Raw genomic sequence first — 25,897 nt, forward strand, 5'->3', positions numbered from 1 at the left:
AGCAATCGACTGTGCGAGTTCGTCCATGCCGGCCCAGGGATCGTCGCGGCGCCGCACCAAATCGGGCACGGTGGCCATGGTGTAGTCGTCGGGGTCAGCGCCGGCCAGGTCGTCCCAAGTCAGCGGCGTCGACACGGTCGCGATAGGCGTGCGCCGCACCGAATACGCCGACGCCATAGTGCGGTCGCGGGCGTTCTGGTTGAAGTCGATAAAGATCCGCCGGCCGCGCTCTTCCTTCCACCATGACGTGGTCACCGCGTCCGGCGCGCGCCGCTCGACCTCGCGGGCCAGCGCGATGCCGGCACGGCGCACCTCGATGAAATCCCAGTCGGTGGCGATCCGCAGAAACACGTGAATCCCGCGGCCCCCGGACGTCTTCGGATATCCGACCAGACCGAGTTCGTCGAGTAACGGCCGCAGCACGTCGACGGCCACCGCACGGGCTTGCTCGAAGCCGGTGCCTGGCTGCGGGTCCAGGTCGATGCGCAATTCGTCGGGATGTTCGGTGTCGGGGCAACGGACCTGCCAGGGGTGCAGCGTGATGGTGCCCATCTGCGCGGCCCACACGATGGCCGCTGGGTGGCTGACCTTCAACGCGTCGGCGGTGCGTCCCGACGGGAAGGTCACCCGGCAAGTCTCCAGATAGTCGGGATGATGCTGCGGAACCCGCTTCTGATAGATCTCCTCACCGTCAATGCCGTCGGGGAAGCGCTGCAGGTGGGTCGGCCGGTCCCGCAAAGTGGTCAGCATGGGTCCGCCCGCCACGGCGAGGTAGTACTCGACCAGCCGGCCCTTGGTGCCTTTCGACCCGAGTTTGGGGAAATACACCTTGTTCGGATTGGTCAGCCGGACGGCGATGCCGTCGACGTCGACTTCTTCTGCTGCAGCGGCCATATCTGGATTCCAGCATGCCGCACGCCAGAATGGACGAATGGACTTACCCGTTAAGCCGCCGGTTTCGCCGATGCTGGCCAAGTCAGTCAAGGCAATACCACCCGACGCGTCCTATGAGCCCAAGTGGGATGGCTTCAGGTCCATCTGTTTTCGCGACGGCGATGAGGTCGAGCTGGGCAGCCGCAACGAGCGGCCGATGACCCGCTACTTTCCCGAGTTGGTCGCCGCGGTCAAGGCCGAGCTGCCGCAACGCTGCGTGATCGACGGCGAGATCGTCATAGCCACATCGCGGGCCACCGGCGCCAGTCTGGATTTCGAGGCGCTGCAACAACGCATCCATCCCGCTGATTCGCGAGTCCGGATGCTTGCCGAGCACACACCGGCGTCTTTCATCGCGTTCGACTTGCTCGCCCTCGGCGACGACGACTACATGAAGCGACCGTTCAGCGAGCGGCGCGCCGCTCTTGTCGAAGCGCTCGACGGCTCCGGGCCTTCGATCCACGTAACGCCGGCCACCACCGATCTCGCCACCGCACAACGCTGGTTCTCCGAGTTCGAGGGAGCGGGCCTTGACGGCGTCGTCGCCAAGCCGCTGAACATCACCTATCAACCGGACAAGCGCATCATGTTCAAGATCAAACACGAGCGGACCGCCGACTGCGTGGTCGCCGGCTATCGGGTGCACAAGTCCGGCGGCGACACGATCGGCTCGCTGTTGCTGGGGCTGTACCAAGATGACGGCCAGCTCGCGTCGGTGGGCGTCATCGGTGCCTTCCCGATGGCCGAGCGGCGCCGGCTGTTCACCGAATTGCAGCCGCTGGTCACCAGCTTCGACGACCACCCGTGGAACTGGGCGGCACACGAGGCCGGTGAGCGCACCCCGCGCAAGAACGAATTCTCGCGCTGGAATGCCGGCAAGGACCTCTCGTTCGTTCCGCTGCGCCCCGAACGCGTCGTCGAGGTCCGCTACGACCACATGGAAGGCCAACGGTTCCGCCACACCGCGCAGTTCAACCGGTGGCGCCCCGACCGTGACCCGCGGTCTTGCAACTACGAGCAACTCGAACAGCCACTCACCTTCAGCCTCAGCGATATCGTCCCGGGCCTCGTCCCGGGCACGGCGGAGCACCATTAGGCTGTCGGCGTGCATGTAGCCGCGCTGCTGGTGGCGGGTGACGCCAAGCTCGACGAGGACGGCGCGCTCAACGCCTGGCGCATACCTACGACTTCCTTTGAGGTTGAGCAGATTCCGTTAGAGGTGACGATTCCGCTCGTCCTCGTGGTGCATGCGCAAGCCGGTAGGGACTACGACCCACTGCTGTTCATCGTGTGCAAAGATCCCGCCGGGAAGCGGCAGGGCAGCATCGAATCGTCGTGGCACTGGCCGGACGATGATGGCCATCCCTCCAAATACCGGTGCTTTACCCACCCATTTCCGTTCGTCGTCTCACGCGAAGGCGAGTACACGATCGGTGTCTACTACGACTCGAACGGCATTGCCGAGATGGCCACGCCCATACCGCTTTCGATCAAACTGGCCACCTTCCGGTGAGGGTGCGTGTTTGTACGCCAAAACCGGTGTGTCACCGTACATTTGCGCGCGCTCGTGAGCCAGACTCAGACGGCGACGGTCAATGTTGACAGTCCGCGCAGCGTGACGTTCGCCTTGTACTGCGGCTCGCCGTCCAGCCGCGCCTCGGGGAAGCGCGCCGTCAGCGCCGCCAGGGCCGCGCCAGCTTCCAGCCGTGCCAGGGGCGCCCCCAGGCAATAGTGCGCACCGCGGCCAAAACCCAAGTGCCGCAAGGTCGGTCGGTCCGGTTCGAAGTCGTCGGGCCGCTCGAACTCGGCGGGGTCGCGTTGGGCCGCGGCCAACAGCAGCATCATCACATCACCGGCGGGCACGTCGATGCCGGCAATCGTCATGTCGTCAACGGCAGTTCGGCCGACCATCTGCACCGGCGGGTCGTAGCGCAGGGTTTCCTCGATGACGGCCGAGACCCGGGTGCTGTCGGCGCCCAGCGCGGCCCACTGACCGGGGTTACGCTGCAACGCCAGAATGGCGTTGGCGATCAAGTTGACCGTCGTCTCGTGTCCGGCGACCAGCAGCAGGACGCAGGTGGACACGATCTCTTCCCCGGTCAGCTGGTCGCCGGACTCCTCCACCGCGATCAGTCCTGACATCAAATCGTCGCCCGGTTGCAATCGTCGCCGCTCTATCAGTGCGTGCAGATACTGACGCAGCCGCATACCGGCCCGAATGCGTTCGTTCATGCCTTCCGACGGCGCGCCGGTGAACGTGGCGAATGGGTCCAGTGCCTGCGCCAGCAGCGCCGATGCACGACTGAACTCCGGTTCGTCCTCCAGCGGCACACCGAGCAGCCGGCAGATCACCGCCACCGGCAGCGGATAGGCGAAGTCTGCGACGGCATCGAATCGGCCGCGCTCGGCGATCCGGTCGAGCAATCCGTCCACCAGCGCATTGATATCGGGTTGCAAGGCGTTCACCACTTTCGGTGCGAACGCCTTGCTGACCAGCTTGCGCAGCCGGGTGTGATCAGGCGGGTCGAGGAACAGAAACCCAGGCGGGACCTGTGGGGGCGACGTAAGGCCGGCGCTGATCTGTCGCTGCGTGATCGTCGATTTCATCCGGTCGCTGCTCGACGACGGGTGCCGCAGCACCTCGTCGCAATCTCGATACGCCGAGAAGACAGCGAGATTCGCCTGCGTCAGGTGCAGCGGTCCGCGGTCCCGAAATTGCGCGTAGATGGGGTAGGGATCCGCCCGGTTGGCTGTGTCCAGCAGCTGCCGTAGCAACGCTTGGGATTCGGCCAGCTGGGCTGGTTCCATGGGCCGCGTGGTCATGCTGACATTGTGCCTGCGCGCGGCGGCGCCGAAACGGCCGCGCCCCACCAAGCCGTTACGTAGCATGTGCGCCATGACCGTGCTGCGCGCGTGCCGGTTAGCCGTTGTGGTGCTGGTGTGGATCAGCATGGCGACGGTGGCGCTGGCCGCCCCGAGCCAGGCGTGCGCGTGCGGCGCGCTGGTCCCCCCTCCCGACGGTCAGGCGACGATGAATCATGAAGTTGCACTCGTACATTGGGACGGGTCAACCGAGAACATCGTGATGCAGCTTGGGTTGAACGCCAGTACCGACAACGTCGCTCTGGTGGTGCCCACTCCCACCCCAGCCAGCGTCGTGGCCGCCGACAAGGCCACCTTCACGGAATTGGAAACACTGACCGCGCCGGAGATCAAGAAGCGCCGGCACTTCAAGCTGGGATCGGTCTTAGAAGCATCCGCGCCCCACGCAGCCGCGCCTACCGGCGCACCGAACGTGGTTAACCAGGTGCATCTCGGACCGCTGGAGGCGACCACCCTGGCCGGCGGCGACCTGGCCGGGCTGCAGAAATGGTTGGCCGACAACGGTTATGCCATCCGGCCGGCCGTCTCGGCCGCACTGGACCCATACCTGCGCGACAGCTGGTCGTTCGTGGCCATGCGGCTGACGAGCACGGCTCCGATAGTGGGCGGCCTCAAGCCGGTGCGGATGACGTTCCAGTCGCCGCGCTTGGTCTACCCGATGCGTCTGTCCGTCGCGGCGCCGGCAGCGCAGCGAGTCACCGTCTACACGCTGACCGACCACCGCCAGCAGCGAACCGACGCCGACGCGTCCGGCCAGACCAGCCGGGTCCAGTTCGCCGGTAACGTGTCCAGCGCCGTGCGCGACCCGTTGCTTCGTGAGCTGGCCGGAAGCCACGGCGCCTATCTGACCAAGATGCAGGTCGATATCCCCAAACCGGCGCAGATCACGTCGGACTTCGAGTTCGGCAACGCGCCCAACGACGACGCCTACCGGCAGGTGGTCTACGTCGACCGCGATGTAGGCATCCCGATCGAGCCAATCGTGTTCGTAGTGCTGCTGTTTGGCGGCATTATCACGGCCGTAAGCTTTGTGGTTCTCCGGCGCCGGCGCACGGTCGGTCCCCCGAGCTGATCAGCGCCGCAAGAACTCCACGATGTGGTTCGCCAGTTCCTCACCGGCATCCTCCTGCAGGAAGTGTCCGGCGCCGCGAAGCAGCGGATGATCAATGCCCTGTGCGCCGCGCATCTCGCGCTGAAAGATCGGGCCCATCGCACCGGTGAACGGGTCGCTGTCGCTGAAAGCAACCAGCATGGGCGTCGGGCTGACGGATAACTTCGCCCATGCCGACTGGTTGGCGGTCGCCGCCGGGTCCTCGGGCGAGGTCGGCACCAGACCCGGCATGGCCCGCGGCCCAACGCAATACGTGTCGTCGGGGAACGGCGCGTCGTAGCCCGCCCGCACCTCGTCGCTCATCTGCGTGCGACATGCGCCCTGAATGAACCAGCCGATGTTCAAGTCCGGCTGGCCTTGGATCACCTCGCGAAACCGCCACCAGATCTTCGGCATTGGTTGCTCGCCGGTCGGCAGCCCGGTGTTGGCGACGACGAGCCGACTGAACCGATCGGGATGCTCGGCGGCCAGCCGCAAGCCGATCAACCCGCCCCAGTCCTGACCGACCAGGGTGACGTTGTGCAAATCGAGGACGTCGAAGGCCAGCGCCCGCATCCATTCCACATGCCGCGCGTAGCTGTGATCTTCGAGCCGGGTCGGCTTGTCCGAGCGGCCGAAGCCGACCAGATCCGGGCAGACTACCCGGTGTCCGGCAGCCACCAACACCGGAATCATCTTGCGGTACAGGTAAGACCAGGACGGCTCGCCGTGCAGCATCAGAATTGGATCGGCCGTGTCCGGCCCGTCCTGGACCCATGCCACCCGCAGTGTTCCGCCGTCGTCGTCTGGAACGTCGCAATACCTTGGCGCATAAGGGAAACCGGGTAGATCGTCGAACCGCTCATCGGGTGTTCGCAGTGTCTGCATGCTTGCGAAGATACCGCGTCAGGTGCCTTCGCTTAAGCCCGCCAGATCCGGATGCGCCATCAACCGATCCAGAAACGCACGCTGGCCCTTGAGTAGCTTGGCCCGTGCCAGCGCCACCGCAAACCAGCCGACCCGGTCCACCTCGGGGAACTCGCGCATCCGTCCCGAGCCCTTCGGCCACTCCAGTTCGAAGGTGTTGCTGCGGGCTTCGGTGATGTCGAGGTCTGCCCCGACCGCGAAGGCGGTGACCATTTTGCCGCTGGGTTGTTTCAGTGGACCGAAATCGATTCGCGGCCCGGACGGGACGGCCAGGCCGAGCTCCTCGGAGAACTCGCGCTGCGCGGCGACCCACGGATCGTCGCCGTCGTCGTACTCGCCTTTCGGGATCGACCAAGCCCCGTCGTCCTTGCGGGCCCAGAACGGCCCACCGGGATGCGCGATCAGGACTTCGACGACGCCGGCGCGGACCCGATACAGCAGCAGCCCCGCGCTGAGCTTCGGCATGAGTAGGTTTTCAGACCCCGACGGCGCGTTCCAGATCCTTGAGCGACGTTTCCAGGTGGACAAGCAACCGTTGTAAGTGCGGCACGCTGCGGCGGCATCCCACCAGACCGAAATCAAGATTGCCCGCGTTGTTGACCAGTGTGATGTTCAGTGCTTGCCCGTCCGGGATCGCCGACAGCGGGTAGCTGCCATCCAACCGGGCGCCGCCGTAATACATCTGCTCGGCCAGTCCCGGCACGTTGGAGATGACGAGATTGAACGGCGGCGGTGTCGACGCGACGAAGCCCGGGACACCGGTGAGCGCCAGGGGCGCCATGCTCAGCGCCGACAACGCCAGCACCTGCATCCGCGGTAGTTCGGAGAAGACCTTCTTGTTGCCGCGCATCGAGGCGCTGATCGCCGCTATCCGGTCCGCAGGATCCTCGACGTCGGTCGCCAGGTTGCACAGGATGCTGCCGACCATGTTGCCGCCGGCATCGGCGTCTTCCTTCGAGCGCAGGCTAACCGGAACCATCGCGATCAGCGGTGCGTCCGGCAGCGCGTTCTGCTCGACCAAGTAGTAGCGCAGCGCGCCGGCGCACATGGCCAGGACGGCGTCGTTGAAGCTCACCCCGGCCGCCCGCTTGACGCCCAAGACACGTTCCAACGACCAGGACTGGGCCGCGCAGCGGCGTGCGCCCCCGATCTTGACGTTGAACATCGTGTGCGGCGCAGTCATCGGCAGCGTCAGCTGCTGCTCGAACAGCGCTGCGCGGGCCAGCTTCACCGTCGAAGGGGCAAGTCCCACAACCGATCCCGCGGCATTGGTCAGTGTGCTCAGCGACGATGAACGACCGGACTTCGGACGCGGTCGTCGAGGCAGCGTCCACATCGCGCGCACCTCGGTGTCGGCCGGGTCGACCGACAGCGTGCGCTGCATCAGCTTCATCGCCGAGATTCCGTCGATCAGCGCGTGATGCATTTTGCTGTACATCGCGAACCGGCCGTCGTTGAGACCCTCCACGACGTAGAGCTCCCATAGTGGGCGATGGCGATCGAGCAGGCTGGTGTGCAGTCGGGAGGTCAGCTCGAGCAGCTCGCGGACACGCCCCGGCGACGCCAGCGCCGAGCGCCGAACGTGGTAGTCGACGTCGACCTCGTCGTCATAGGCCCACGCCAGGGGCGCGATCCCGCCCATGATCGTGGCAGGGTGCTTGCGGAACGTGGGCTGGAAATCGTCGCGGGCGACCATGGCATCGGTGAACTCCCGGACGAACTCCGGTCCGGCGCCCTCCGGCGGCTCGAACAGCGACAGGCCCCCCACGTGCATGGGATGCTCACGTGATTCCGCCAGGAGAAATACCGAGTCAGTGGGCATCATCATTTCCATGCGCCCATTAGATCGCGATTCGGAAATGCCCGCTACCGTTCGACGATCACTTTGGCGCCAGCGACCACGCCGAGGTGGCGATCAGGTCGCCGCGGTCCAGTCCGGCGGCCCGATGCTCATGCACCTTGGCATACTCCGGGGTGGTCACCATGTCGATGAATGCCTGCGGTGTGGGGTATTCGACAACGAGAATCGCGTCCCACCAAGGTCTTTCACCATCGCCAATGACGAATGCCGACGCAGTTCCGGCGTAGCGGACGGTGGCACCGACGCGTTGCAGGTGCGGCGCGACCTCACGTCCGTACTGCAGGTAGGACTCCAGCCCGCCGTCGGTCTTGAACTTGAGCAGGTTGACCATCACCACCGGGGCGTCGGCCGGTCGCGCGGCCAGGGCCGCGATCTGCTCTCGGGTGGGTTCGATTGCGGTGCTCACCTGAATCTCCTTGCCTTGGTTGGCGCGAGCAGACGCAAAAGCACCCGAAATCCCGGCGTGTCGTAAGCTTTTGCGTCTGCTCGTCCTTGACCTAGGGTCAACGATATGTCCGTGGTGCGCGGGACCGCACTCTCGAACTATCCCACTCTGGTCACCGAACTGGGCGGCGACCCGGCCGGGTTGCTACGCGCGGCCGGCATCAGGGAACGTGACATCGGCGACTACGACGCGTTCATCCCGTACCGCGCGGCGATCCGAGCCTTGGAGTCCGCTGCGGCGGCAACGGCCACACCGGATTTCGGGCGACGTCTGGCGCAACGGCAGGGCATCGAGATCCTGGGACCGGTAGGCGTCGCAGCCCGCACCGCGGCGACCGTGGCCGACGCGCTGGCCATCTTCAACACGTTCATGGCGGCATACAGTCCGGTGATCGCCATCAGCATCGCTCCGCTGGCCGACCCGCAGCGGTCCTTCATCTCGCTGCAATTCCTGCTCGAAGACTCCCCGCCGTACCCGCAGGCGATGGAACTCGCACTGGGCGTATCGCTCGGGGTGTTCCGTCTGCTGTCTGGTACCGACTACACGCCGCTGGCGGTGCACGTACCCCACGACCCGCTTACGCCTAAAGCCGAATACCTGCGGTACTTCGGATGCACGCCGCACTTCGCCGAACGCATTGCCGGGTACACCGTGCATACGGCGGACCTGAGCCGTCCCCTGAACCGGGACGACGTCGCACACCGCGCCGTCGTCGACTATCTGAGCAGCATTACCCCAGTGGGCGCCGGAATCGTGGAAGCCGTGCGCACAATCGTGCGCCAACTGTTGCCCACCGGGGCAGCGACGCTGGAAGTGGTCGCCGAGCAGTTCCACCTGCACCCGAAGACGTTGCAGCGCAGGCTCGCCGGCGAAGCCACGACGTTCGCCGCCTTGCTCGACCAGGTCCGTAAGGACACCGCGGATCGCTATCTGCGGACCACCGGCATCAGCCTGCCGCACCTGAGCCGCGAACTCGGTTACGCCGAGCAGAGCGTGCTCACCCGCTCGTGCAAACGCTGGTTCGGAAGCGGTCCCGCCGCCTACCGCAACGCTATGCGATCGCGCGCCATGAGTGCGCCTCGCACGGGTTGAGCGGCCGTCAGGCGGACAGCGCGGGCTCGGACCGCTCGGCCGGAACCGCTTTGAAGCGGAGATGTTTGTCGTGGACTGGGCCCTCGCGCAACATCTTTCGGTCAACGCGGTACTCCAGAGAAGTCTGCCACGGGCCTACGGCCCCCTGCCTGGGCAACATGCCTGCGGCCCGCTTGGCGTAGCCGGACGTGATTTTCAGCAACGGCTGGGTCGGCATGGACTCGGGCAGCTGTGGGTAGCAGATGGTGTGGCCGTGCGAATCCATGTAGGCCAGCAGCCGACAGAAGTGCTCGCACACCAAACCGACCTTCAGCGTCCACGACGAGTTGGTGTAGCCGAACATGTAGGCGAAGTTGGGAACGTCGCTGAGCAGAAAGCCCTTGAATGCCACTTTCTCCGGAATGTTGACGGCGACACCGTCGACCGAGAAATTGATCCCACCGAATGCCAGCAGGTTCAGGCCGGTGGCAGTCACAATGATGTCGGCTTCAAGTTCTCGTCCCGACTGCAGCCGGATCCCGCGCTCGGTGAAGGTGTCGATCTGGTCGGTCACCACCGAGGCCCGTCCGTCGCGGATGGCCTTGAACATGTCGGCGTCCGGTACGGCGCACAGCCGCTGGTCCCACGGGTTGTAGGCAGGCCGGAAATGCTCGTCAACCGGATACCCCGCCGGCAGCTGCTTGGCGTTGACGCGACGGATCAGGCGCCGGGCAGCACCGGGATACTGCTGGCAGAAGCGCCAGAGCAGCCGTTGCTTGGCGACGTTCTTCTTGCGCGTCAGGGAGTAGGCACGGTCGCGACCGATCACTCGGGGCAGGGTGTTGGCGATGCGGTCCTCAGACGGCACCGGCACGATGTAGGTCGGCGAGCGTTGCAGCATGGTCACGTGGCCCGCGGTCTCGGCCATGGCCGGCACCAGCGTGACAGCGGTCGCGCCGCTGCCGACGATCACTACCCGCTTGCCCCGGTAGTCGAGATCTTCCGGCCAATGCTGCGGATGCACGATCTCTCCGGTAAAACGCTCCCGGCCAGGGAATTCCGGCGTGAAGCCTTCGTCGTAGCGGTAATATCCGCTGGCGCAGAAGAACCATCCGCAGCTCATGGTGACCCGTTCACCGGAATCCACCCGCTCGATCTCGACCAGCCAGCGGGCGTCGGCCGTGGACCATTCCGCCTCAATCACCTTGTGGCCGAAGCGGATCGCGCTCCGAATGCCGTTTTCGGCAACGGTCTCCCGAAGATAGGCCATGATCGCTTCCGCGCTGGCGATCGCCTTTCGGTTCTCCCACGCCTTGAACTCGTAACTGAAGGTGTGTAGATCGGAGTCGGAGCGAATACCCGGATAGCGAAACAGGTCCCACGTTCCGCCGATCTCGTCGCGGGCCTCCAGGATGACGAACCTCTTGCCGGGTTGCATGGTCTGCAGGTAGTAGGCCGCGCCGATTCCGGAGATGCCGGCGCCGATGATCAACACGTCGACGTGTTCGATACTGCTGGTATTCATGCCTGTGTCCTGTCGGGATTGGAGCTTGCCCCGCGGTCTTCTCCGCAGTGCGGTGGATCAACCACTGAACACACTTTGCGGCAGGCCAGGCCCCTGCGTCTTGACAGCAGAGGACAACTTTTTCACTCTAGAGGACAGCTGCGTTTAGCCCCCGACGGGCGTGACTCCGGCATTAGAAATGGTGAAGCCCCTGCCCCCGGTGACGGTACAGGTCACCCCGCTTGGTTCGGACCGACAGTTGAACGGCCCGAGCCCAGCGGTCAGGCCGTAGCCGAGCGTCGGAGTGTCTTGGCCTGCATTGCCGAGACAATTGCTACCGGTGCAGGTTTTGAACACGCCGTTGGTGGACATCCGCACAGACTGCGGCGGTGAGTCGCTCTGACAATACGTTTCGTCGGCGATTCCACTGCCACGTTGATAGTTCATTTCGCAGCCGATGTTGTGGGACGGAGACAGGAACGAGCACCAGGTCGCGGTGCAGACTGGATTCTCCGCGGCAACCTGCGGAATCTGAGGCATCCCCACCCAGCAGCCGGCAACGACGAGCCCCATCGTCGCAATGAGTGTCCGATGCATGAAGCCTCCCCCGTATTTGCATAGGTCCTTGGCGAAAGTATTAGCCGAAAACTCGATCGAAATGTGCGGTTTCGGTGCAGTCGTTGACCGCAGACGGCTCTCGACCACTATCGGTGCGCGTCCAGGCGACCGCTGTTTCGCCGAACGTGTTCTGACGGTGAGAATCTGCCGCCGATTTTCCGCCTTGACGACACGCTCGGCACAGCGACTCCCGGCTGGCCGCGCCTACAGCAGATCGGTGATGGTTTTCAGGCCCGCACCGTAGAGCACTCCGGGAAGCATCCCGCCGTCGTGCTCGATGGTGGTCCCGTTGACGAACTCCGCCTCTCCGCCGGCGAGGAAAACACAGACGCGGCCCACCTCCGCTGGTTCACCCGCACGACGCAACGGCACTGCGGCAAAGTACTTTTCGCCGGTCGGATCGTCTTTCGGCAGCACGAATGACCGGAAGTTTTCCGTCATCGTCGGGCCTAGGGCGATGCAGTTGACCCGCACCTTTGGGCCCCACTCCTCGGCCAGCGATCGGGTGAGATGGTTGAGCCCGCTCTTGGCCGCACCGTAGGACACCAGGGTCGGTGACCCCGCCGGATGTCCGGCGCCACTCGAGATGTTGATGATGCAGCCGGTTCCGTCCTGGGTGCGCATCTGCCGGTAGGCGCGAATGGCGAACCAGAGCGGGCTGATCAGGTTCATCTGCACGGCGTAGGCATGAAACAGGGCCGTCCGCTCGTATTCGTCGTCGCTGCGCGGCGCGCCCTGGATGCGCTGGACGAGTTCGGGAATGCTCTCCGCATGTGGCGCCGGCACCGTTCCGCCGGCGTTGTTCACCAGGATGTCAATGCGGCCATGGATTGACACGACTTCGCTGACGAACGAATCGATCGAGCGGTAATCGCCTTGGTCGCAGACTCTTTGCGAGGCACGGGAGGCCCACTCGGCGTCGATACCCGGTATGGCGTTCAGCGACGAGCGCGAGCAGCCGATCACCGTTGCGCCGGCGCGCAGCAGTTCATGGGCGATGCCGACACCCACGCCGCGACTAGTTCCGGTGACGATTGCGACCTTGCCGTCGAGCACGCTCATATGTCGGCCTTTCTTGGCGACGTTATTGACAGTGGCTGTCATTAAGTCATAGCGTGCCAGTACCGCCGAGCAGACGCAAAAACCCGCGACACGCCGTGCGTGCGGGAGCTTTTGCGTCTGCTCGCGCCAACCGAGGAGGTCATCGATGAGCAATCCGGCCAAGCTTCGCGTCATCCAGTGGGCGACCGGCGGGGTCGGTAAGGCTGCCATCGAGTGCGTGCAGAACCACCCGCAGCTCGAGCTCGCAGGATGCTGGGTACACAGTGCGGACAAGAACGGGCGCGACGTCGGCGAGATCCTTGGCACCGCCCCGCTGGGCGTCGCCGCCACCTCAAGCATCGACGAAGTACTGGCGCTGGACGCCGACTGCGTCATGTACAGCCCGTTGATCCCGAAAGACGAAGAGGTTATTGCCATTTTGCGGTCCGGCAAAAACGTCGTGACCCCCGTCGGCTGGGTCTACCCCGACCTGAGCAACCCGGCTGTCCAAGCCATCGCCGACGCGGCAGTCAACGGCGGGGTGACTCTACACGGGTCGGGCATCCACCCGGGGGGCATCACGGAGCGGTTCCCACTGATGGTGTCCTCCCTGTCGTCGGCGGTCACCCACGTGCGCGCCGAGGAGTTCTCCGACATCCGCACCTACAACGCCCCCGATGTCGTGCGGCACATCATGGGTTTCGGCGGCACTCCCGAGGCAGCCATGCAAGGGCCGATGGCCGGCCTGCTCGAAGCGGGGTTCAAGATGTCGGTACGAATGATCGCCGATCGCATGGGTTTTCGCGTCGACCCCAACATCCGGACAATTCAGGAAATCGCAGTCGCGACCGCAGACATCGACTACGACCCGTTCCCGATCACCGCGGGAACGGTGGCCGCGCGCCGATTCCGCTGGCAAGCCCTCACCGACGGCGAGCCCGTCATCACGGCGGCGGTCAACTGGTTCATGGGTGAGGAAAACCTCGACCCCGGGTGGGACTTCGATGGACAAGGCGAGCGCTTCGAGGTCGAGATCACCGGCGACCCGTCCGTGAGCCTTACCTTCAAGGGACTGCAACCGCCGACGATCGCCGAAGGGCTGCAACGTAATCCAGGTATCGTCGCGACTGCCAACCACTGCGTGAACGCCATCCCCCACGTGTGTGCCGCCGAACCCGGGATCAAGACCTACCTCGACCTGCCGTTGTTCGCCGGACGCCCGGCTTCCCATCTAGCGGCCATGCGGTGACCGGAGAGTCCCTGCGAGATCGCCAGCGCGCACAGATCCGCGCCGACATCAGGCGCGCGGCGTTCCGGCTGTTCGCCGACCGCGGCTACGACGCAGTGACGACGGAGGAAATCGCCGCTGCCGCAGGGGTTTCCCCGCGCACCTTCTTCCGCCACGTGCCTTCGAAGGAGGAATTGCTGCTCGCACCGGTACGCCATGGCGGCGCCGAAGTCGTTGCACTGCTCGAACGGCGGCCCGCCGGCGAATCTCCCGATGTCGCACTGATCAACGCCATGATTACCCGGACCCGGTCCTTCGACAAGTCCGACACCGAGGAGTGGCGGGCGGCGCTGCTGGTGGCACCCGGTCTGCTCGACAAGCTGACCATGCACACCCCCGCCGACAAAGAGCGGGCGACCAAGCTGATCGCCGAACGGATGCGCGTCGACCCTGCGGTCGACATTCGTCCTGGCCTGCTGGTTCAATTATCCTTTGCCGCAGCCGATTTCGGCTTCCAGCAATGGGTGCGCCAATCCACCGGTCACCCGCGAGCGCTGGATCGCTACGTCACCGAAGCCCTCAAAGCTGTCAAGAGTCCGCACTGGAGACGTTGACCGCGACCACGCCGAGTTAGTCACGCTCCCACGGCGGAGCATCGCCCATCTTGTTGTAGTACTTGGCAAGGTGGCTTTTTACCCGGCCGATGTCGGCCTTCGGTAAGTTGATGCCGCCACGTGCGCCGTTCATAATCGCCCCGGCGATCATCACCCCACGCGGCACTACCCTCAGCTCGCCACCGATCACGTCGGCGATGAGCAGCTTGTATGCGGTGAAGTTGGACTTGTTCGCGCCGTCGTACCACACGTGCGCGTTGCGGTACTTCTGATTCGGCGCCTCCTGAGCACCGGCCCACTTGCGCACGCGTTTGGATTGGGCCACGGTAGCCCATGCCGTCGGCCGGCCAGACAAGGCGTTCACTTTGCGCTGACGGCGCGGCCTACTCGAACTTTTCCGCCATGGACGCAGAGCCAATGCGGATTTTTACCGTCCGTCGATCAGCGCGGCACGCGCCAGCGTCTCCTCCGCCATCTTCACGTGTGCGGCGTCGACCAGTACGCCGTTGACCCCGACCGCGCCACGGCCGTTCGCCTCCGCCTCCCGGTATGCTGCGAGATTGCGCTGCGCACGGGCGATTTCGTCGTCGGTCGGTGCGTAGACCTGGTTGGCGACGGGAACCTGGTCGGGGTGAATCGCCCACTTTCCGGTGTAGCCCAACAGCGATGCGCGCTTGGCGTCGCGTTCATAGCCCGCGAGATCGCGATAGTCGGGGTAGGGGGCGTCAATCGCGTCGATGCCCGCGATCCGCGCCGCGACGATCACCTTGTTGCGCGCGTACTGCCAGAAATCACCGGGGTATTCGCCCAGCGGAACGAAGTTGGTGTCTACCCGAGCACCCTGCGACAACGAGAAGTCGCCCACCCCGAAGATCAATGCGTCCAGCCGCGCACTGGCCACCGCGATCTCCTCGACATTGGCCAGGCCTTCCACCTCCTCGATAAGGACCTCGAGCCGAATCTGCTTGTCCAGTCCCAGTTTCGACTCCAGCTGGGTGAGCAACACATCCACCCACCATACGTCGCGGGCTTTGCGCGCCTTGGGGATGATGACCGTATCTAGGTTCTCGCCGGCCGCAGTCACCACATCGATCACGTCGTCGTGGCACCACACCGTGTCGAGACCGTTGATTCTCACCGCGCTTGCGGTGCGCCCCCAGTCGATATCGTTCAGGGCGGCAATGGCTTTGGCGCGCGACGCTTCTTTGGAGGCAGCCGGAACCGCATCCTCGAGATCGAGGAACACCAGGTCCGCACCGCAATGCGCGGCCTTTTCGAACATGTTGTCGTTGTTCGCTGGCACCGCGAGCTCAGAGCGACGAAGCAAATGGGTCAACGTGAACTTCCTTCTCTCACACCACGCCACGTGCGCGCAGGTCGTCGATCTCGGTTGCGGTAAAGCCGAGCAACTCGCCGTACACCTCACCGTTGTGCTCGCCGAGGCGGGGACCCAGCTGGCGGACCGTCCCGGGCGCCGCGGAGAAGCGCGGGACGGGCGCCTGCACCGTCATCGAGCCGAGTTCGTCGTCGTCGACGGAAATGAACACCCCGCGATGCGCCAGCTGCTCGTCGGCGGCCAGATCACTGATGTCGTAGACGGGCGCGGCGGCCACCTCGTGAGCCTCGAACACTTCCATCGCCTCTGAAAGCTTCTTCCCCGCAACCCAATCCGCGACTACCGCGTCGACTTCCCGGGCTCTGCCGAGACGCCGCTGCGGATCCGAGAAGTGGGCATCTTCGAGCAGGTCATCACGTCCTATCGCACGAAACACCCGCAACGCCAGTGCGGGCGAACTGCCGGACATCGCCAGCCAGCGCCCATCGGCGGTGCGGTAAGTGTTGCGCGGAGCCGAAATATCCCAACGGTTGCCGGACCGTTCGGGCACCACCCCCAATTGGTCGTAGCCCAACAACGTCTGCTCCAGCAGCCGTGCCAGCGGGTCGATCAGGTTGACGTCGATCAGCTGGCCCGGCGCGCCGTGCACGTCGCGGTGGTACAACGCCATCATCACCGCATAGGCGGCGTTCAGCGATGCGACGCCGTCGGCCAACATGAACGGCGGCAGCGTGGGCGGCCCCCCGGCCTGGCCGGTGATATGCGCGAAGCCGCTCATCGCCTCGCCGAGTGTGCCGAAGCCGGGACGCTCGCTCTTCGGTCCGGTCAACCCGTATCCGGTGATGTGTAGCACCACGATTCGTTCGTTGACCGCGCGCAGGTTCTCGTAGTCCAGGCCCCACTTCCGCAATGTCTGCGGCCTGGTGTTGAAGATGGCGACGTCCGCATGCTGCACCAGGCGGCGCACCAACTCCTGACCCTCGGCGCAACGCAGGTCCAACGTGACGGATCGCTTGTTGCGCGAGATCGACTTCCACATCAGTCCGACACCGTCGCGCTGGTGACCCCATGCCCGAATCGGATCTCCGTGTCGGGGTTCTTCCACTTTGATCACGTCGGCGCCGAACTCGCCCAGATAGGTTGCCACCAACGGGGCGGCCGCCAGGGTTGCGAGGTCGAGCACCCGCACACCGTCAAGCATCGACGCCGGCGAGGGTGTTCGAAGGACGTTGCAGCCCAAGGTGTCCCCGCAATGTTGACGACTCGTACTCGGTGCGGAACAGACCACGACGCTGCAGTTCCGGGACCACCATGCGCACCACGTCTTCGAATGCCCCGGGCAAATGCGTTGCCGCAAGCACGAAGCCGTCGCAGGCGCCGCCTTGGAACCACTCCGCCATCTGATCGGCGACCTGCTCGCCGGTGCCCACGAAGCGGGGTCCCTGCAACAGCGTGGCGCGATGGCCGGCCAGGTCCCGCACGGTGACGGTGTCACCACCGATATGCGCGCGCAGGTTCTGCACCAATCCGCGGATGCCGGAGGCGGACGCGATCAGCTCGTCGGTGACCGGGTCGTCCAGATCATGTTGCGCGAAGTCGTAATTCATCAACTCCGACAGCAGAGCAAGCGACGCCATGGGGTGCACAAGGTCGTTGAGGAACAGGGCTTCGCGGTCCTTGGCGTGGGCCTCGGACTCGCCGACTACCGCGTAGGCCATCGGGCAGATGCGGACCGCGCCCGGATCACGTCCGGTGTCATCGATACGGTCCTTCTGGTCGGCGTAGTGACTGCGCGCAATGTCGATCCCCGGGTCGCCCGTGAAGATCAATTCCGCCCAGCGGGAAGCGAATTCGCGTCCGCGACCCGATGAGCCGGCCTGGATGATGACCGGTCGGCCCTGCGGGGTGCGCGGCACGGTCAGCGGGCCCCGGGCGGAGAAGTACTGGCCGACGTGCCCAAGTTCGTGCACCTTGCCGGGGTCGGCGTAGCGACCGGACGCCCGGTGATGCAGGATCGCGTCGTCCTCCCAGGTGTCCCACAGTCCGGTGACGACGTCCATGAACTCGTCGGCGCGGTCATAGCGCTCGTCGTGACCCAGATGGGCGTCGACGCCGAAGTTCTGCGCCTCGCTGTCATTGACGGACGTGACCACGTTCCAGGCGGCCCGGCCTCGAGAGAGGTGATCCAGCGTGGCGAAGGTGCGGGCGACGTGGAACGGCGCGTAGTAGGTGGTCGAGTACGTCGCACCCAGCCCGATCCGTGACGTGGCCTGCGCGAGCACCCCGAGCACCACGCCGAGGTCCAACTTGACCGGCCGGGCCCCGTACCCGACTGCGTCGGCCACCGATCCGCCGTAGACCCCCGGCATGGCCAGGCGGTCGTCGAAAAACATCAGGTCGAAGCAGCCTTCTTCGAGTTGGCGTCCGATCTTCGCGTAGTAGGACGCATCCAGGTAGCGGTGTTCGGTCGCGGGGTGCCGCCATGAGCCCGCGTACACCGAGGTGCTGCCCGCCTGCATGAACGCAACGAGGGCCATCTTGTCGCTTCGCATGCCGCGAATCTAACATCTGATATATCAGATTTCAAACGCTAGATACGCCGCTTCCGATACGATGCATGGATGGCAGTCGACATATCCGGCACCGTGCGGGAGCGGGCGGCCCGTGAGCTCCGCGACCGCATTCTCACCGGAGCCTTGCCGGCCGGATCGCGCATCGACCTCGACGCCATCACCGAGGAGTTCGCAACCAGTCGAACCCCGGTCCGCGAGGCGCTGCTGGAACTCTCGTTCGAAGGCCTTGTCCAGGTCGCGCCACGCAGCGGCGTCACAGTGATCGGCATCAGCCCGGAAGACGTGCTGGACAGCTTCACCATCCTCGGCGTGCTGACCGGCCAGGCGGCAGCCTGGGCGGCCCACCGTGTCGAGCCTGACGAGCTCGAGATGCTGCGCGAGCTCGCGGCCGACGTCGTCGCACGATCCGGCGACGACAGCATCGGCGAGGCCAATTGGCACTTCCACCAGAGGATCCACCGCGCCGCGCACTCGCCGCGGCTGATGGCCCAGATCAAGCACGCCGCGCGCGTGGTACCGACCAACTTCCTCACCCTGTTTCCCGACCATGAGAAGCACTCGCTCGACGAACACCAGGACCTGCTCGACGCGCTGGGTGACAAAGACGCAGAGCGCGCCAGAGTGATCGCGGAGCGACATGTCCTGGATGCGGGACGCTCACTGGCCGAATGGCTGGAGCAGCGGGCGGCGATCGCCGGCGCCGGGGGTCGACACCATCAGTACTAGCGCCGGCTAACAGCAAAAACCGTGCGGCTTGAGTATTTTCGTCTGGTGGCGGAGATACCAGCGCAATATCTCTTGGCGCCGGACGCGCCGAGCCCACGCACGCTCGTCGACATCATCCACGAAACCGCCGCACGCTACCCGGACGCCGCGGCGATCGACGACGGCACGGTGCAACTCACCTACAGCGAGCTGATCAGCGACATCGAGGACAGCGTGGTCTGGCTGGCCGCACGGGGTATCGGCCGTGGCGATCGGATCGGCATCCGGATGCCGTCAGGCAGCTATGCGCTGTACGTCGCGATCCTGGCGACGCTGGCCACTGGGGCGGCGTACGTGCCGGTCGACGCCGACGACCCCGATGAGCGCGCCGAATTGGTGTTCAGTGCGGCCAACGTCGTCGCGGTGATCACCGAGAGCGGGCTTGTCAGGGGCCCCGGCTCGTCGCGTGGCTGGCGCGCGGTGGCCCCTCTGGCCCGTGACGACGCGTGGATCATCTTCACATCGGGATCCACCGGCACACCGAAGGGTGTGGCCGTCACCCACCGCAGCGCCGCCGCGTTCGTCGACGCCGAAGCGCGAATGTTTCTGCAGCACAATCCGATTGGACCAGGCGATCGGGTGCTGGCCGGGTTGTCGGTGGCTTTCGACGCGTCGTGCGAGGAGATGTGGCTGGCCTGGCGGCACGGCGCATGTCTGGTGCCCGCGCCGCGCTCGCTGGTGCGCAGCGGGATGGACCTGGGACCGTGGTTGGTCACCCGCGACGTGACCGTGGTGTCGACGGTGCCGGCACTGGCATCGCTGTGGCCGTCCGAAGCACTGGAAGCGGTGCGGCTGCTGATTTTCGGCGGCGAGGCCTGCCCTCCCGAACTTGCCGACCGGCTCGCGGTCGAGGGTCGCGAGGTGTGGAACACCTACGGCCCCACCGAGGCGACGGTGGTCGCGTGCGCGGCCAGGCTCGACGGTGGGAGCCCCATCAGCATCGGGCTGCCGTTGCCCGGGTGGAATCTCGCCGTGGTCGATGCGGACGGCTGGCCGGTCGAATACGGCGAGGTCGGCGAACTGGTGATCGGCGGTGTCGGGTTGGCCCGCTACCTGGACAAGGACAAGGACGCCGAGAAGTACGCCCCGATGCCGACACTGGAGTGGCAGCGCGCCTACCGCAGCGGAGACCTGGTGCGGCTGGAACGCGACGGACTGTACTTCTGCGGCCGCAGCGACGATCAGGTCAAGGTCGGTGGCCGTCGCATCGAGCTCGGCGAAGTCGACTCCGCACTGGTCAACCTGCCCGGCGTCAGTGGTGCAGCGGCCGCGGTGCGGCAGACGGCCGCCGGCGCGCCGGTGCTGGTGGGCTACCTGGTCAGCGCGGATCCGTCGTTCGACATCCACCAGGCCCGCGCGCAGCTCGCCGAGCACCTGCCCGCCGCGCTGGTGCCGCGCCTGATCCAAATCGAGGAGCTGCCGACTCGCACGTCGGGCAAGGTCGACCGGGACGCACTGCCGTGGCCACCGCCCGGCGGCAACGACGCAGAAGACCACAACCTGAGCGGCACGGCGGCCCGGCTGGCCGGGCTGTGGCAGGACCTGCTGGGCACCCCGGTTTCGGGTGCGGAGGCCGACTTCTTCGCGCTCGGCGGTGGGTCGCTGGCCGCCGCGCAGCTCGTCGCCACCTTGCGCCACGAATACCCGCAGATCACCGTCGCCGACCTGTACGACCACCCGCGGTTGGGCTCCCTCGCCGGGTTTCTCGACGAGCTGGAGCCGCCGCCGCGAGCCGCCGAGCGGGTGGTGCGACCCACGCCGCGCCTAGCGCAGCTGGTCCAGACGGCTGCCGCGGTGCCGCTGGCGACCCTGGCGGCGCTGCAGTGGGTGACGTGGCTGGCGCTGGGCAACGACGTCGCGCGCGCACTGCATCTGGTGCCGTGGACCGTGGTGGTGAACTGGTGGCTGGTCGCGGCCGGGGTGCTGTTGTTCGTGACGCCAATGGGTCGAATGGGTGTCGCGGTACTGTTCGCCCGCATCCTGCTGTGGAAGGTCCAGCCCGGCAGCTATCGGCGTGGCGGCTGGGTGCATCTGCGGGTTTGGTTCGCCGAGCGCATCGCCCAGGCCAGCGGTGCCGAGAATCTGGCCGGCGCGCCGTGGCTGGTGTACTACGCACGTGCCTTGGGCGCCAATGTCGGCAAGGGCGTCGACCTGCACTCGATGCCGCCGGTCACCGGCTTGCTGACACTTGGCCACCGCAGCGCCGTCGAACCCGAAGTGGATCTGAGCGGGCACTGGATCGACGGGGATGTCTTCCACGTCGGCAAGATCACGATCGGCGACGACGCGACGATCGCCGCCCGGACCACGCTGCTGCCCGGAGCCGTCGTCGGCAAGAACGCCGATGTGGCACCGGGTTCGGGCGTGATCGACAAGATTAAGAACGGCCAGTACTGGAAGGGCTCACCGGCGGTGAAGTCAGGCAAGGCCCACCACCCGTGGCCGGACGAGCGACCGTCACGCAGAAGCCGCTGGGTCGCCGTGTACGGGTTGACGTCGCCGGTGCTGGCTGCGCTGCCGCTGGTCGCAGTGGTGAGTGGTCTGGCGGTGGTCGCGGCAGCCGTCCGGCACACGCGCCGCTTGTCGGAGGCGATTTGGCCGGCGCTGCTGTGGACGCCGGTCGCGGCACTGGCCGCACTGACGATGTATGCGGTGTTGACGGTGGCCGGGGTGCGGCTGTTGTCGATCGGATTACACGAGGGCTATCACCCGGTCCGCAGCCGGGTGGGCTGGCAGCTGTGGGCGACCGAGCGGCTGATGGACGGCGCGCGAAACTACCTGTTTCCGCTGTACGCCAGCATGCTGACGCCGAGCTGGCTGCGGCTGCTCGGTGCGAAAGTGGGTCGCGGCACCGAGATCTCGACGGTGTTGCTGATCCCCAAGTTCACCGTGATCGAGGATGGCGCGTTCCTGGCCGATGACACCATGGTCGCGTCCTATGAGCTCGGTGGCGGCTGGATCTACGCCGCCAAGACGACCGTTGGCAAACGCGCATTCCTGGGAAACTCCGGCATCACCCAGCCCGGCCGCCGTGTCCCCGACGAGGGACTGGTGGCCGTACTTTCGGCGACGCCGCCGAAAGCCAAGCGCGGCTCGTCCTGGCTGGGTAGCCCCCCGATGCGGTTGCGCCGCCGCCCCGCAGAGGCAGACGAGGAAACCACCTACGACCCGCCGACGCGGTTGAAGGCGATGCGCGCGGGGGTCGAGACCTGCCGGGTGTTGCCGGTGTTCGCGACGGTCGCGATCGGGTTGGCCGTGCTTGGGTTATTACAAGCAATAGCAAGGCTTTACGGGATTTGGTGGGCGGCGGTGTGCGGCGGACTGGTGCTGCTGGCGGCGGGTGCGATCGCCGGGGTGATCACGGTGGTTGCGAAATGGGTTGTGGTAGGGCGTATTCGAGCCGGGGAGTTTCCGCTGTGGTCCTCGTTCGTCTGGCGCAACGAGGTCGCCGACACGTTCGTCGAAACCGTCGCCGCGCCCTGGTTCGCCCGGGCAGCCAGCGGGACGCCGCTGCTGAACCTGTGGCTGCGCGCGCTGGGCGCGCGTGTCGGACGCGGGACGTGGTGCGAAAGCTATTGGCTGCCTGAGGCAGATCTCGTCACGCTCGGCGAGGGCTGTACCGTCAACCGCGGCTGCGTGGTGCAGACCCATCTATTTCACGACCGGATCATGCGGATGGACAGCGTCGTACTGGAACCCGGTGCGACCCTTGGCCCGCATTGCGTCGCACTGCCGGCGGCCCGAGTGGGCTCCGGCGCGACCGTCGGTCCCGCGTCGCTGGTGGTGCGTGGCGACGAGGTGCCGCCGTCGACCCGCTGGCAGGGTAACCCGATCAGGCCGTGGACCCTGCCCCGTAAGAAGGCCGCCGGCAGGCCGCAGCGCCAAGGCGTCCGGGACACCGCCGCGTGAAAGCCAACGCCAAGCCGTCCCCCCCGGTGGCCGACGAATATCTGCCGAAGAACGGCGATCCCGGTTACCAGGTGTCCCGCTACGAATTGGACCTGGAATACAAGGTCGCCATCAACCGGCTCAAGGGATCGGCGGCGATCACCGCGGTGACACTGACCGAGCTGCAGCAGGTCAGCCTCGACCTATCCGATGCCTTGTCGGTGTCGAAGGTGTGGGTGAACGGTAACCGTGCCGACCATTTCTCTTGTCGCGACGGCAAATTGCGCATCCGGCTGGCGTCGAAGGTGGCGACCGGAACGGCGCTGTCGATTGTCGTGCACTACCACGGCTCACCGCGACCGACCCGGTCGTTGTGGGGTGACGTCGGTTTCGAAGAACTCACCGACGGCGTGCTGGTCGCCGGACAACCCAACGGCGCGCCGTCGTGGTTCCCGTGCAACGACCGCCCCGGTGCCAAAGCCGCCTATCGCATCCAGGTGAGCGCCGAAAGTCGGTATCGGGTGGTGGCCAATGGAAGGTTGGTGTCGCGACGGGTACGGGCCTCGCAGACGGTGTGGATCTACGAACAACCCGAGCCGACGTCGACGTACCTCGCCACCCTGCAGGTCGGGGTCTACGACACGGCGCGGCTGGCGTCGTCGCCGGTGCTCATCCAGGCGGTGTTGCCCGAACGGTTGCGGCGCGACTTCGACGAGGACTTCGCCCGACAGGGCGAGATGATGGAGCTGTTCATCGAGTTGTTCGGACCGTACCCGCTGGCGAACGGCTACACCGTGGTCGTCACCGACGATCCGCTGGAGATTCCCCTTGAAGCGCAGGGGATTTCGATCTTCGGCGCCAACCATTGCGACGGCACGGGCGACAGCGAGCGACTCATCGCGCATGAGCTGGCACACCAGTGGTTCGGCAACTCGGTGACCGCGCGGCGCTGGCGCGATATCTGGTTGCACGAGGGATTCGCGTGCTACGCCGAGTGGCTGTGGTCCGAAAACAGTGGTGGCCCAACCGCTGACGAGCTAGCGCGTCGTTATCACGAGCAGTTGCGGGGTGAGCCCCAGGACTTGTTGCTGGCCGACCCCGGGCCGCGCCGGATGTTCGACGACCGCGTGTACAAGCGTGGAGCCTTGACCCTGCACGCGCTGCGCGCACGGCTGGGCGATGAGAAATTCTTTGCGCTGCTGCGGGATTGGACAAGCCGGCATCGCCACGGCACCGTCGTCACCGATGACTTCACCGGCCTGGCCGCCAATTACGCGGCCGAATCGCTGCGGCCGTTGTGGGATGCGTGGCTGTACTCGACGGAAGTGCCGACCGCTACAGATTAGCCAGATCGTCGGGGACGTCGACTTTGTGCTCGAGCAGCGCCTCGAGGGGGACCACTTCGAGGGTGCGTTCGTTGGTGGACGCCAACACCACTGGTGCGGCGCACCCGTCGTTGTGGGCCCGCAGCCAGTTCAGGGCCGTGACGCACCATCGGTCGCCAGGCAGCAATCCGGGAAAGCGGTACTCGGGCACCGGCGTCAGCAGGTCATTCCCGATCGAACGCTGGTGTTCCAAAAACTCTGCGGTCACCACGACACAGATCGTGTGCCTGCCAATGTCCTCGGCGCCGCTGGAACAGCAGCCGTCGCGATAAAAACCGGTGAGCGGGTCGGTACCGCACGGTTCCAGCGGGCCGCCCAGCACGTTGCGATCAACCACTGGTCCAGTATTGCGCTGCGGGCGCGAACTTTGAAGCAACTTTGCCATCTGTGCCGCGGGGCATCATGTGCTGGCGTTGAGTGTGAGCGCACGGCGCTGAGTGTGCATTCAGGGCTTTGCCGGTGAGCTGACGGCGGACTATCGGCCGAAATCCCGCCCTGCGTTCACTCGCGAAGCCGAGATTTCACACTCGTTCAGCGCGTTCGGTTCATTCGCTGCGGCTAGGCGGCTTCGGCGTCCGATTCGCTGGGCGTCCCGAAGACGGCACGCGTGACGTTCGTCGGAGAAAGCGCAGTAGTCGCCTTGCGCGCAAAGTCGTTGGGCAGGGAAAGTCTGAAGACCTTCTTCCACGCCGAGACAACCTGTTTCGCCAACGGACCGCTGGTGTAGCGGAGCCCGTAGCGCTCGAACAGATCCTGCACCTTCGGCGCTATCTCCTGGTAGCGGTTGCTGGGCAGGTCAGGGTAGAGGTGGTGCTCGATCTGGAACGACAGGTTGCCCGTCATGAAGTGCATCAGCGGGCTACCGCTGATGTTGGCCGAGCCGAGCATTTGCCGCAGGTACCACTGGCCGCGGGTCTCACCGACGATGGAGGTCGTCTCGAACGTCTGGACGCCCTCAGGGAAATGCCCGCACATGATGACGGAATGGGTCCACAAGTTGCGCACCAGGTTGGCGGTGAGATTGGCAGTAAAAGTGGTGAGGGCCGCCGGACCGGACAGCAGCGGGTGCAGCGCATAGTCTTTGCGTACCTGCTTTCCGATCTTGGCGAGCACCTCCTTGAGTTGGCGACGGAACACGACCTTGTCGGCCTTACCCTGCAGGTAGTCGTCGATCTCCAGGTCGTAGATGGCGATTCCGTACTGGAAGATGCACGCGTTCGCGAAATTGGTCAGCGGCTGGATCAGATGAAGCGGGGTCCAGGTCTGATCCTCGTCGACCCGCAGGATGCGGAAGCCGAGGTCTTTGTCCTTGCCCAGCACGTTGGTGTAGGTGTGGTGCAGTTCGTTGTGCGAGTGTTTCCACATTTCCGACGGCACGGCGATGTCCCACTCCCAAGTGGTGGAGTGGATCTTGGGGTCGCGCATCCAGTCCCATTGACCGTGCATGACGTTGTGGCCGAGCTCCATGTTCTCGACGATCTTGGAGACCGACAATCCCGCGGTGCCCAGGACCCACGCGGGCGGGAACAGTGAAAAAAGCAGCAGCACGCGACTGGTCAATTCGAGCTTGCGGTGACCGTCGATGACTTTGCGGATGTAAGCGGCATCGCGCTCGCCCCGGCTGGCGATCACCTCGGCCCGGATGGCGTCGAGTTCGACGCCGATGTCCTCTATGTCCTGGTCGCTCAGGTGCGCGGTCGGATCGTCGTGTGTGCGTTGGAAAGCATCCATTTTG

Annotated in this window: 23 protein-coding genes; 9 read left to right on the forward strand and 14 right to left on the reverse strand. The window is 65.5% G+C overall.

The annotated features are described in order from the left end of the window. A partial coding sequence (gene ligD, locus A5791_RS20990; RefSeq protein ID WP_067240945.1) for a non-homologous end-joining DNA ligase occupies window positions 1–894 on the reverse strand: 894 nt, incomplete at its 3' end. 37 nt (window positions 895–931) lie between these two features. Here ligD and A5791_RS20995 point away from each other — a divergent pair. Further along, complete coding sequence (locus A5791_RS20995) at window positions 932–2,029, forward strand: ATP-dependent DNA ligase (protein ID WP_067240947.1); 1,098 nt, start codon at window positions 932–934, stop codon at window positions 2,027–2,029. A 9-nt stretch (window positions 2,030–2,038) separates the two neighbouring features. Continuing rightward, a complete protein-coding gene (locus tag A5791_RS21000; RefSeq protein ID WP_067240949.1) occupies window positions 2,039–2,446 on the forward strand; it encodes a hypothetical protein in 408 nt (135 codons plus the stop codon). Window positions 2,447–2,511: 65 nt separating this feature from the next. On the opposite strand, the gene A5791_RS21005 is transcribed toward A5791_RS21000, so the two are convergent. Further along, window positions 2,512–3,756 (reverse strand): cytochrome P450, encoded by a 1,245-nt coding sequence (locus A5791_RS21005; RefSeq protein ID WP_067241048.1) that lies wholly within the window; start codon window positions 3,754–3,756, stop codon window positions 2,512–2,514. Between the two features lie 73 nt (window positions 3,757–3,829). On the opposite strand from A5791_RS21005, the gene A5791_RS21010 reads away from it, so the two are divergent. Further along, window positions 3,830–4,888 carry a DUF2330 domain-containing protein gene (locus tag A5791_RS21010; protein WP_067240951.1) on the forward strand — a complete coding sequence of 353 codons (1,059 nt, stop codon included), beginning with the start codon at window positions 3,830–3,832 and terminating at the stop codon, window positions 4,886–4,888. Here A5791_RS21010 and A5791_RS21015 read toward each other — a convergent pair whose 3' ends face one another. Genes A5791_RS21015 through A5791_RS21030 form a run of 4 tightly spaced genes read right to left on the reverse strand, consistent with a single transcriptional unit; the run spans window position 4,889 to window position 8,100 of the window. Further along, window positions 4,889–5,794, reverse strand: coding sequence for a haloalkane dehalogenase (locus A5791_RS21015; RefSeq protein WP_067240953.1), 906 nt, complete (start codon window positions 5,792–5,794; stop codon window positions 4,889–4,891). 18 nt (window positions 5,795–5,812) lie between these two features. Beyond that, on the reverse strand, window positions 5,813–6,298 hold the full coding sequence (locus tag A5791_RS21020; RefSeq protein WP_067240956.1) for an NUDIX domain-containing protein: 486 nt from the start codon (window positions 6,296–6,298) through the stop codon (window positions 5,813–5,815). Between the two features lie 10 nt (window positions 6,299–6,308). Then, a complete protein-coding gene (locus tag A5791_RS21025; RefSeq protein WP_067240958.1) occupies window positions 6,309–7,667 on the reverse strand; it encodes a wax ester/triacylglycerol synthase family O-acyltransferase in 1,359 nt (452 codons plus the stop codon). Between the two features lie 46 nt (window positions 7,668–7,713). Then, on the reverse strand, window positions 7,714–8,100 hold the full coding sequence (locus A5791_RS21030; RefSeq protein ID WP_067240960.1) for a DUF1330 domain-containing protein: 387 nt from the start codon (window positions 8,098–8,100) through the stop codon (window positions 7,714–7,716). A gap of 105 nt (window positions 8,101–8,205) precedes the next feature. Here A5791_RS21030 and A5791_RS21035 point away from each other — a divergent pair, with 105 nt between their 5' ends. Next, the gene (locus A5791_RS21035) at window positions 8,206–9,231 is read left to right on the forward strand and encodes an AraC family transcriptional regulator (RefSeq protein ID WP_067240962.1); all 1,026 of its coding nucleotides are present in this window, start codon (window positions 8,206–8,208) and stop codon (window positions 9,229–9,231) included. A gap of 7 nt (window positions 9,232–9,238) precedes the next feature. On the opposite strand, the gene A5791_RS21040 is transcribed toward A5791_RS21035, so the two are convergent. Beyond that, on the reverse strand, window positions 9,239–10,735 hold the full coding sequence (locus tag A5791_RS21040; RefSeq protein ID WP_067240964.1) for an NAD(P)/FAD-dependent oxidoreductase: 1,497 nt from the start codon (window positions 10,733–10,735) through the stop codon (window positions 9,239–9,241). An 801-nt stretch (window positions 10,736–11,536) separates the two neighbouring features. Further along, a complete protein-coding gene (locus A5791_RS21050; RefSeq protein ID WP_067240966.1) occupies window positions 11,537–12,394 on the reverse strand; it encodes an SDR family NAD(P)-dependent oxidoreductase in 858 nt (285 codons plus the stop codon). A 145-nt stretch (window positions 12,395–12,539) separates the two neighbouring features. Between A5791_RS21050 and A5791_RS21055 the strand changes: the two genes are divergently transcribed. Both A5791_RS21055 and A5791_RS21060 read left to right on the forward strand, forming a co-directional pair. Then, window positions 12,540–13,622 (forward strand): dihydrodipicolinate reductase, encoded by a 1,083-nt coding sequence (locus tag A5791_RS21055; RefSeq protein ID WP_067240968.1) that lies wholly within the window; start codon window positions 12,540–12,542, stop codon window positions 13,620–13,622. After that, complete coding sequence (locus A5791_RS21060; RefSeq protein ID WP_067240970.1) at window positions 13,619–14,215, forward strand: TetR/AcrR family transcriptional regulator; 597 nt, start codon at window positions 13,619–13,621, stop codon at window positions 14,213–14,215. The genes A5791_RS21055 and A5791_RS21060 overlap by 4 nt, the downstream gene beginning before the upstream one ends. 16 nt (window positions 14,216–14,231) lie before the next feature. Here the strand turns inward: A5791_RS21060 and A5791_RS21065 are convergent, their stop codons facing one another. The 4 genes from A5791_RS21065 to A5791_RS21080 all read right to left on the reverse strand — a co-directional run bounded on the left by A5791_RS21065 (window position 14,232) and on the right by A5791_RS21080 (window position 18,103). Next, window positions 14,232–14,540: a hypothetical protein gene (locus A5791_RS21065; RefSeq protein ID WP_231995973.1), complete on the reverse strand. Its 309-nt coding sequence runs from the start codon at window positions 14,538–14,540 to the stop codon at window positions 14,232–14,234. Window positions 14,541–14,642: 102 nt separating this feature from the next. Beyond that, window positions 14,643–15,551 (reverse strand): CoA ester lyase, encoded by a 909-nt coding sequence (locus tag A5791_RS21070; protein WP_067241054.1) that lies wholly within the window; start codon window positions 15,549–15,551, stop codon window positions 14,643–14,645. 16 nt (window positions 15,552–15,567) lie between these two features. Further along, window positions 15,568–16,752 carry a CaiB/BaiF CoA-transferase family protein gene (locus A5791_RS21075; RefSeq protein ID WP_067240974.1) on the reverse strand — a complete coding sequence of 395 codons (1,185 nt, stop codon included), beginning with the start codon at window positions 16,750–16,752 and terminating at the stop codon, window positions 15,568–15,570. Then, on the reverse strand, window positions 16,745–18,103 hold the full coding sequence (locus A5791_RS21080) for an LLM class flavin-dependent oxidoreductase (protein WP_067240976.1): 1,359 nt from the start codon (window positions 18,101–18,103) through the stop codon (window positions 16,745–16,747). The genes A5791_RS21075 and A5791_RS21080 overlap by 8 nt, the downstream gene beginning before the upstream one ends. A 69-nt stretch (window positions 18,104–18,172) precedes the next feature. Between A5791_RS21080 and A5791_RS21085 the strand changes: the two genes are divergently transcribed. Genes A5791_RS21085 through A5791_RS21095 form a run of 3 tightly spaced genes read left to right on the forward strand, consistent with a single transcriptional unit; the run spans window position 18,173 to window position 24,123 of the window. After that, complete coding sequence (locus tag A5791_RS21085) at window positions 18,173–18,850, forward strand: GntR family transcriptional regulator (protein ID WP_067240978.1); 678 nt, start codon at window positions 18,173–18,175, stop codon at window positions 18,848–18,850. 45 nt (window positions 18,851–18,895) lie between these two features. Next, window positions 18,896–22,798: a Pls/PosA family non-ribosomal peptide synthetase gene (locus A5791_RS21090; RefSeq protein ID WP_082967054.1), complete on the forward strand. Its 3,903-nt coding sequence runs from the start codon at window positions 18,896–18,898 to the stop codon at window positions 22,796–22,798. After that, entirely contained in the window at window positions 22,795–24,123 is a 1,329-nt protein-coding gene (locus tag A5791_RS21095) for a M1 family metallopeptidase (protein WP_067240980.1), read from the forward strand. The genes A5791_RS21090 and A5791_RS21095 overlap by 4 nt, the downstream gene beginning before the upstream one ends. Here A5791_RS21095 and A5791_RS21100 read toward each other — a convergent pair. Both A5791_RS21100 and A5791_RS21105 read right to left on the reverse strand, forming a co-directional pair. Beyond that, window positions 24,113–24,499 (reverse strand): DUF2237 family protein, encoded by a 387-nt coding sequence (locus A5791_RS21100; protein WP_067240983.1) that lies wholly within the window; start codon window positions 24,497–24,499, stop codon window positions 24,113–24,115. The two genes, A5791_RS21095 and A5791_RS21100, sit on opposite strands and share 11 nt — an antisense overlap. Before the next feature lie 221 nt (window positions 24,500–24,720). After that, window positions 24,721–25,893, reverse strand: a complete 1,173-nt coding sequence (locus A5791_RS21105) for an acyl-CoA desaturase (RefSeq protein ID WP_082967055.1) — start codon at window positions 25,891–25,893, stop codon at window positions 24,721–24,723. Window positions 25,894–25,897 lie beyond the last annotated feature (4 nt).

The sequence above is a fragment of the Mycobacterium sp. 852002-51163_SCH5372311 genome, assembly GCF_001667115.1.
Taxonomy (GTDB): Bacteria; Actinomycetota; Actinomycetes; order Mycobacteriales; family Mycobacteriaceae; genus Mycobacterium.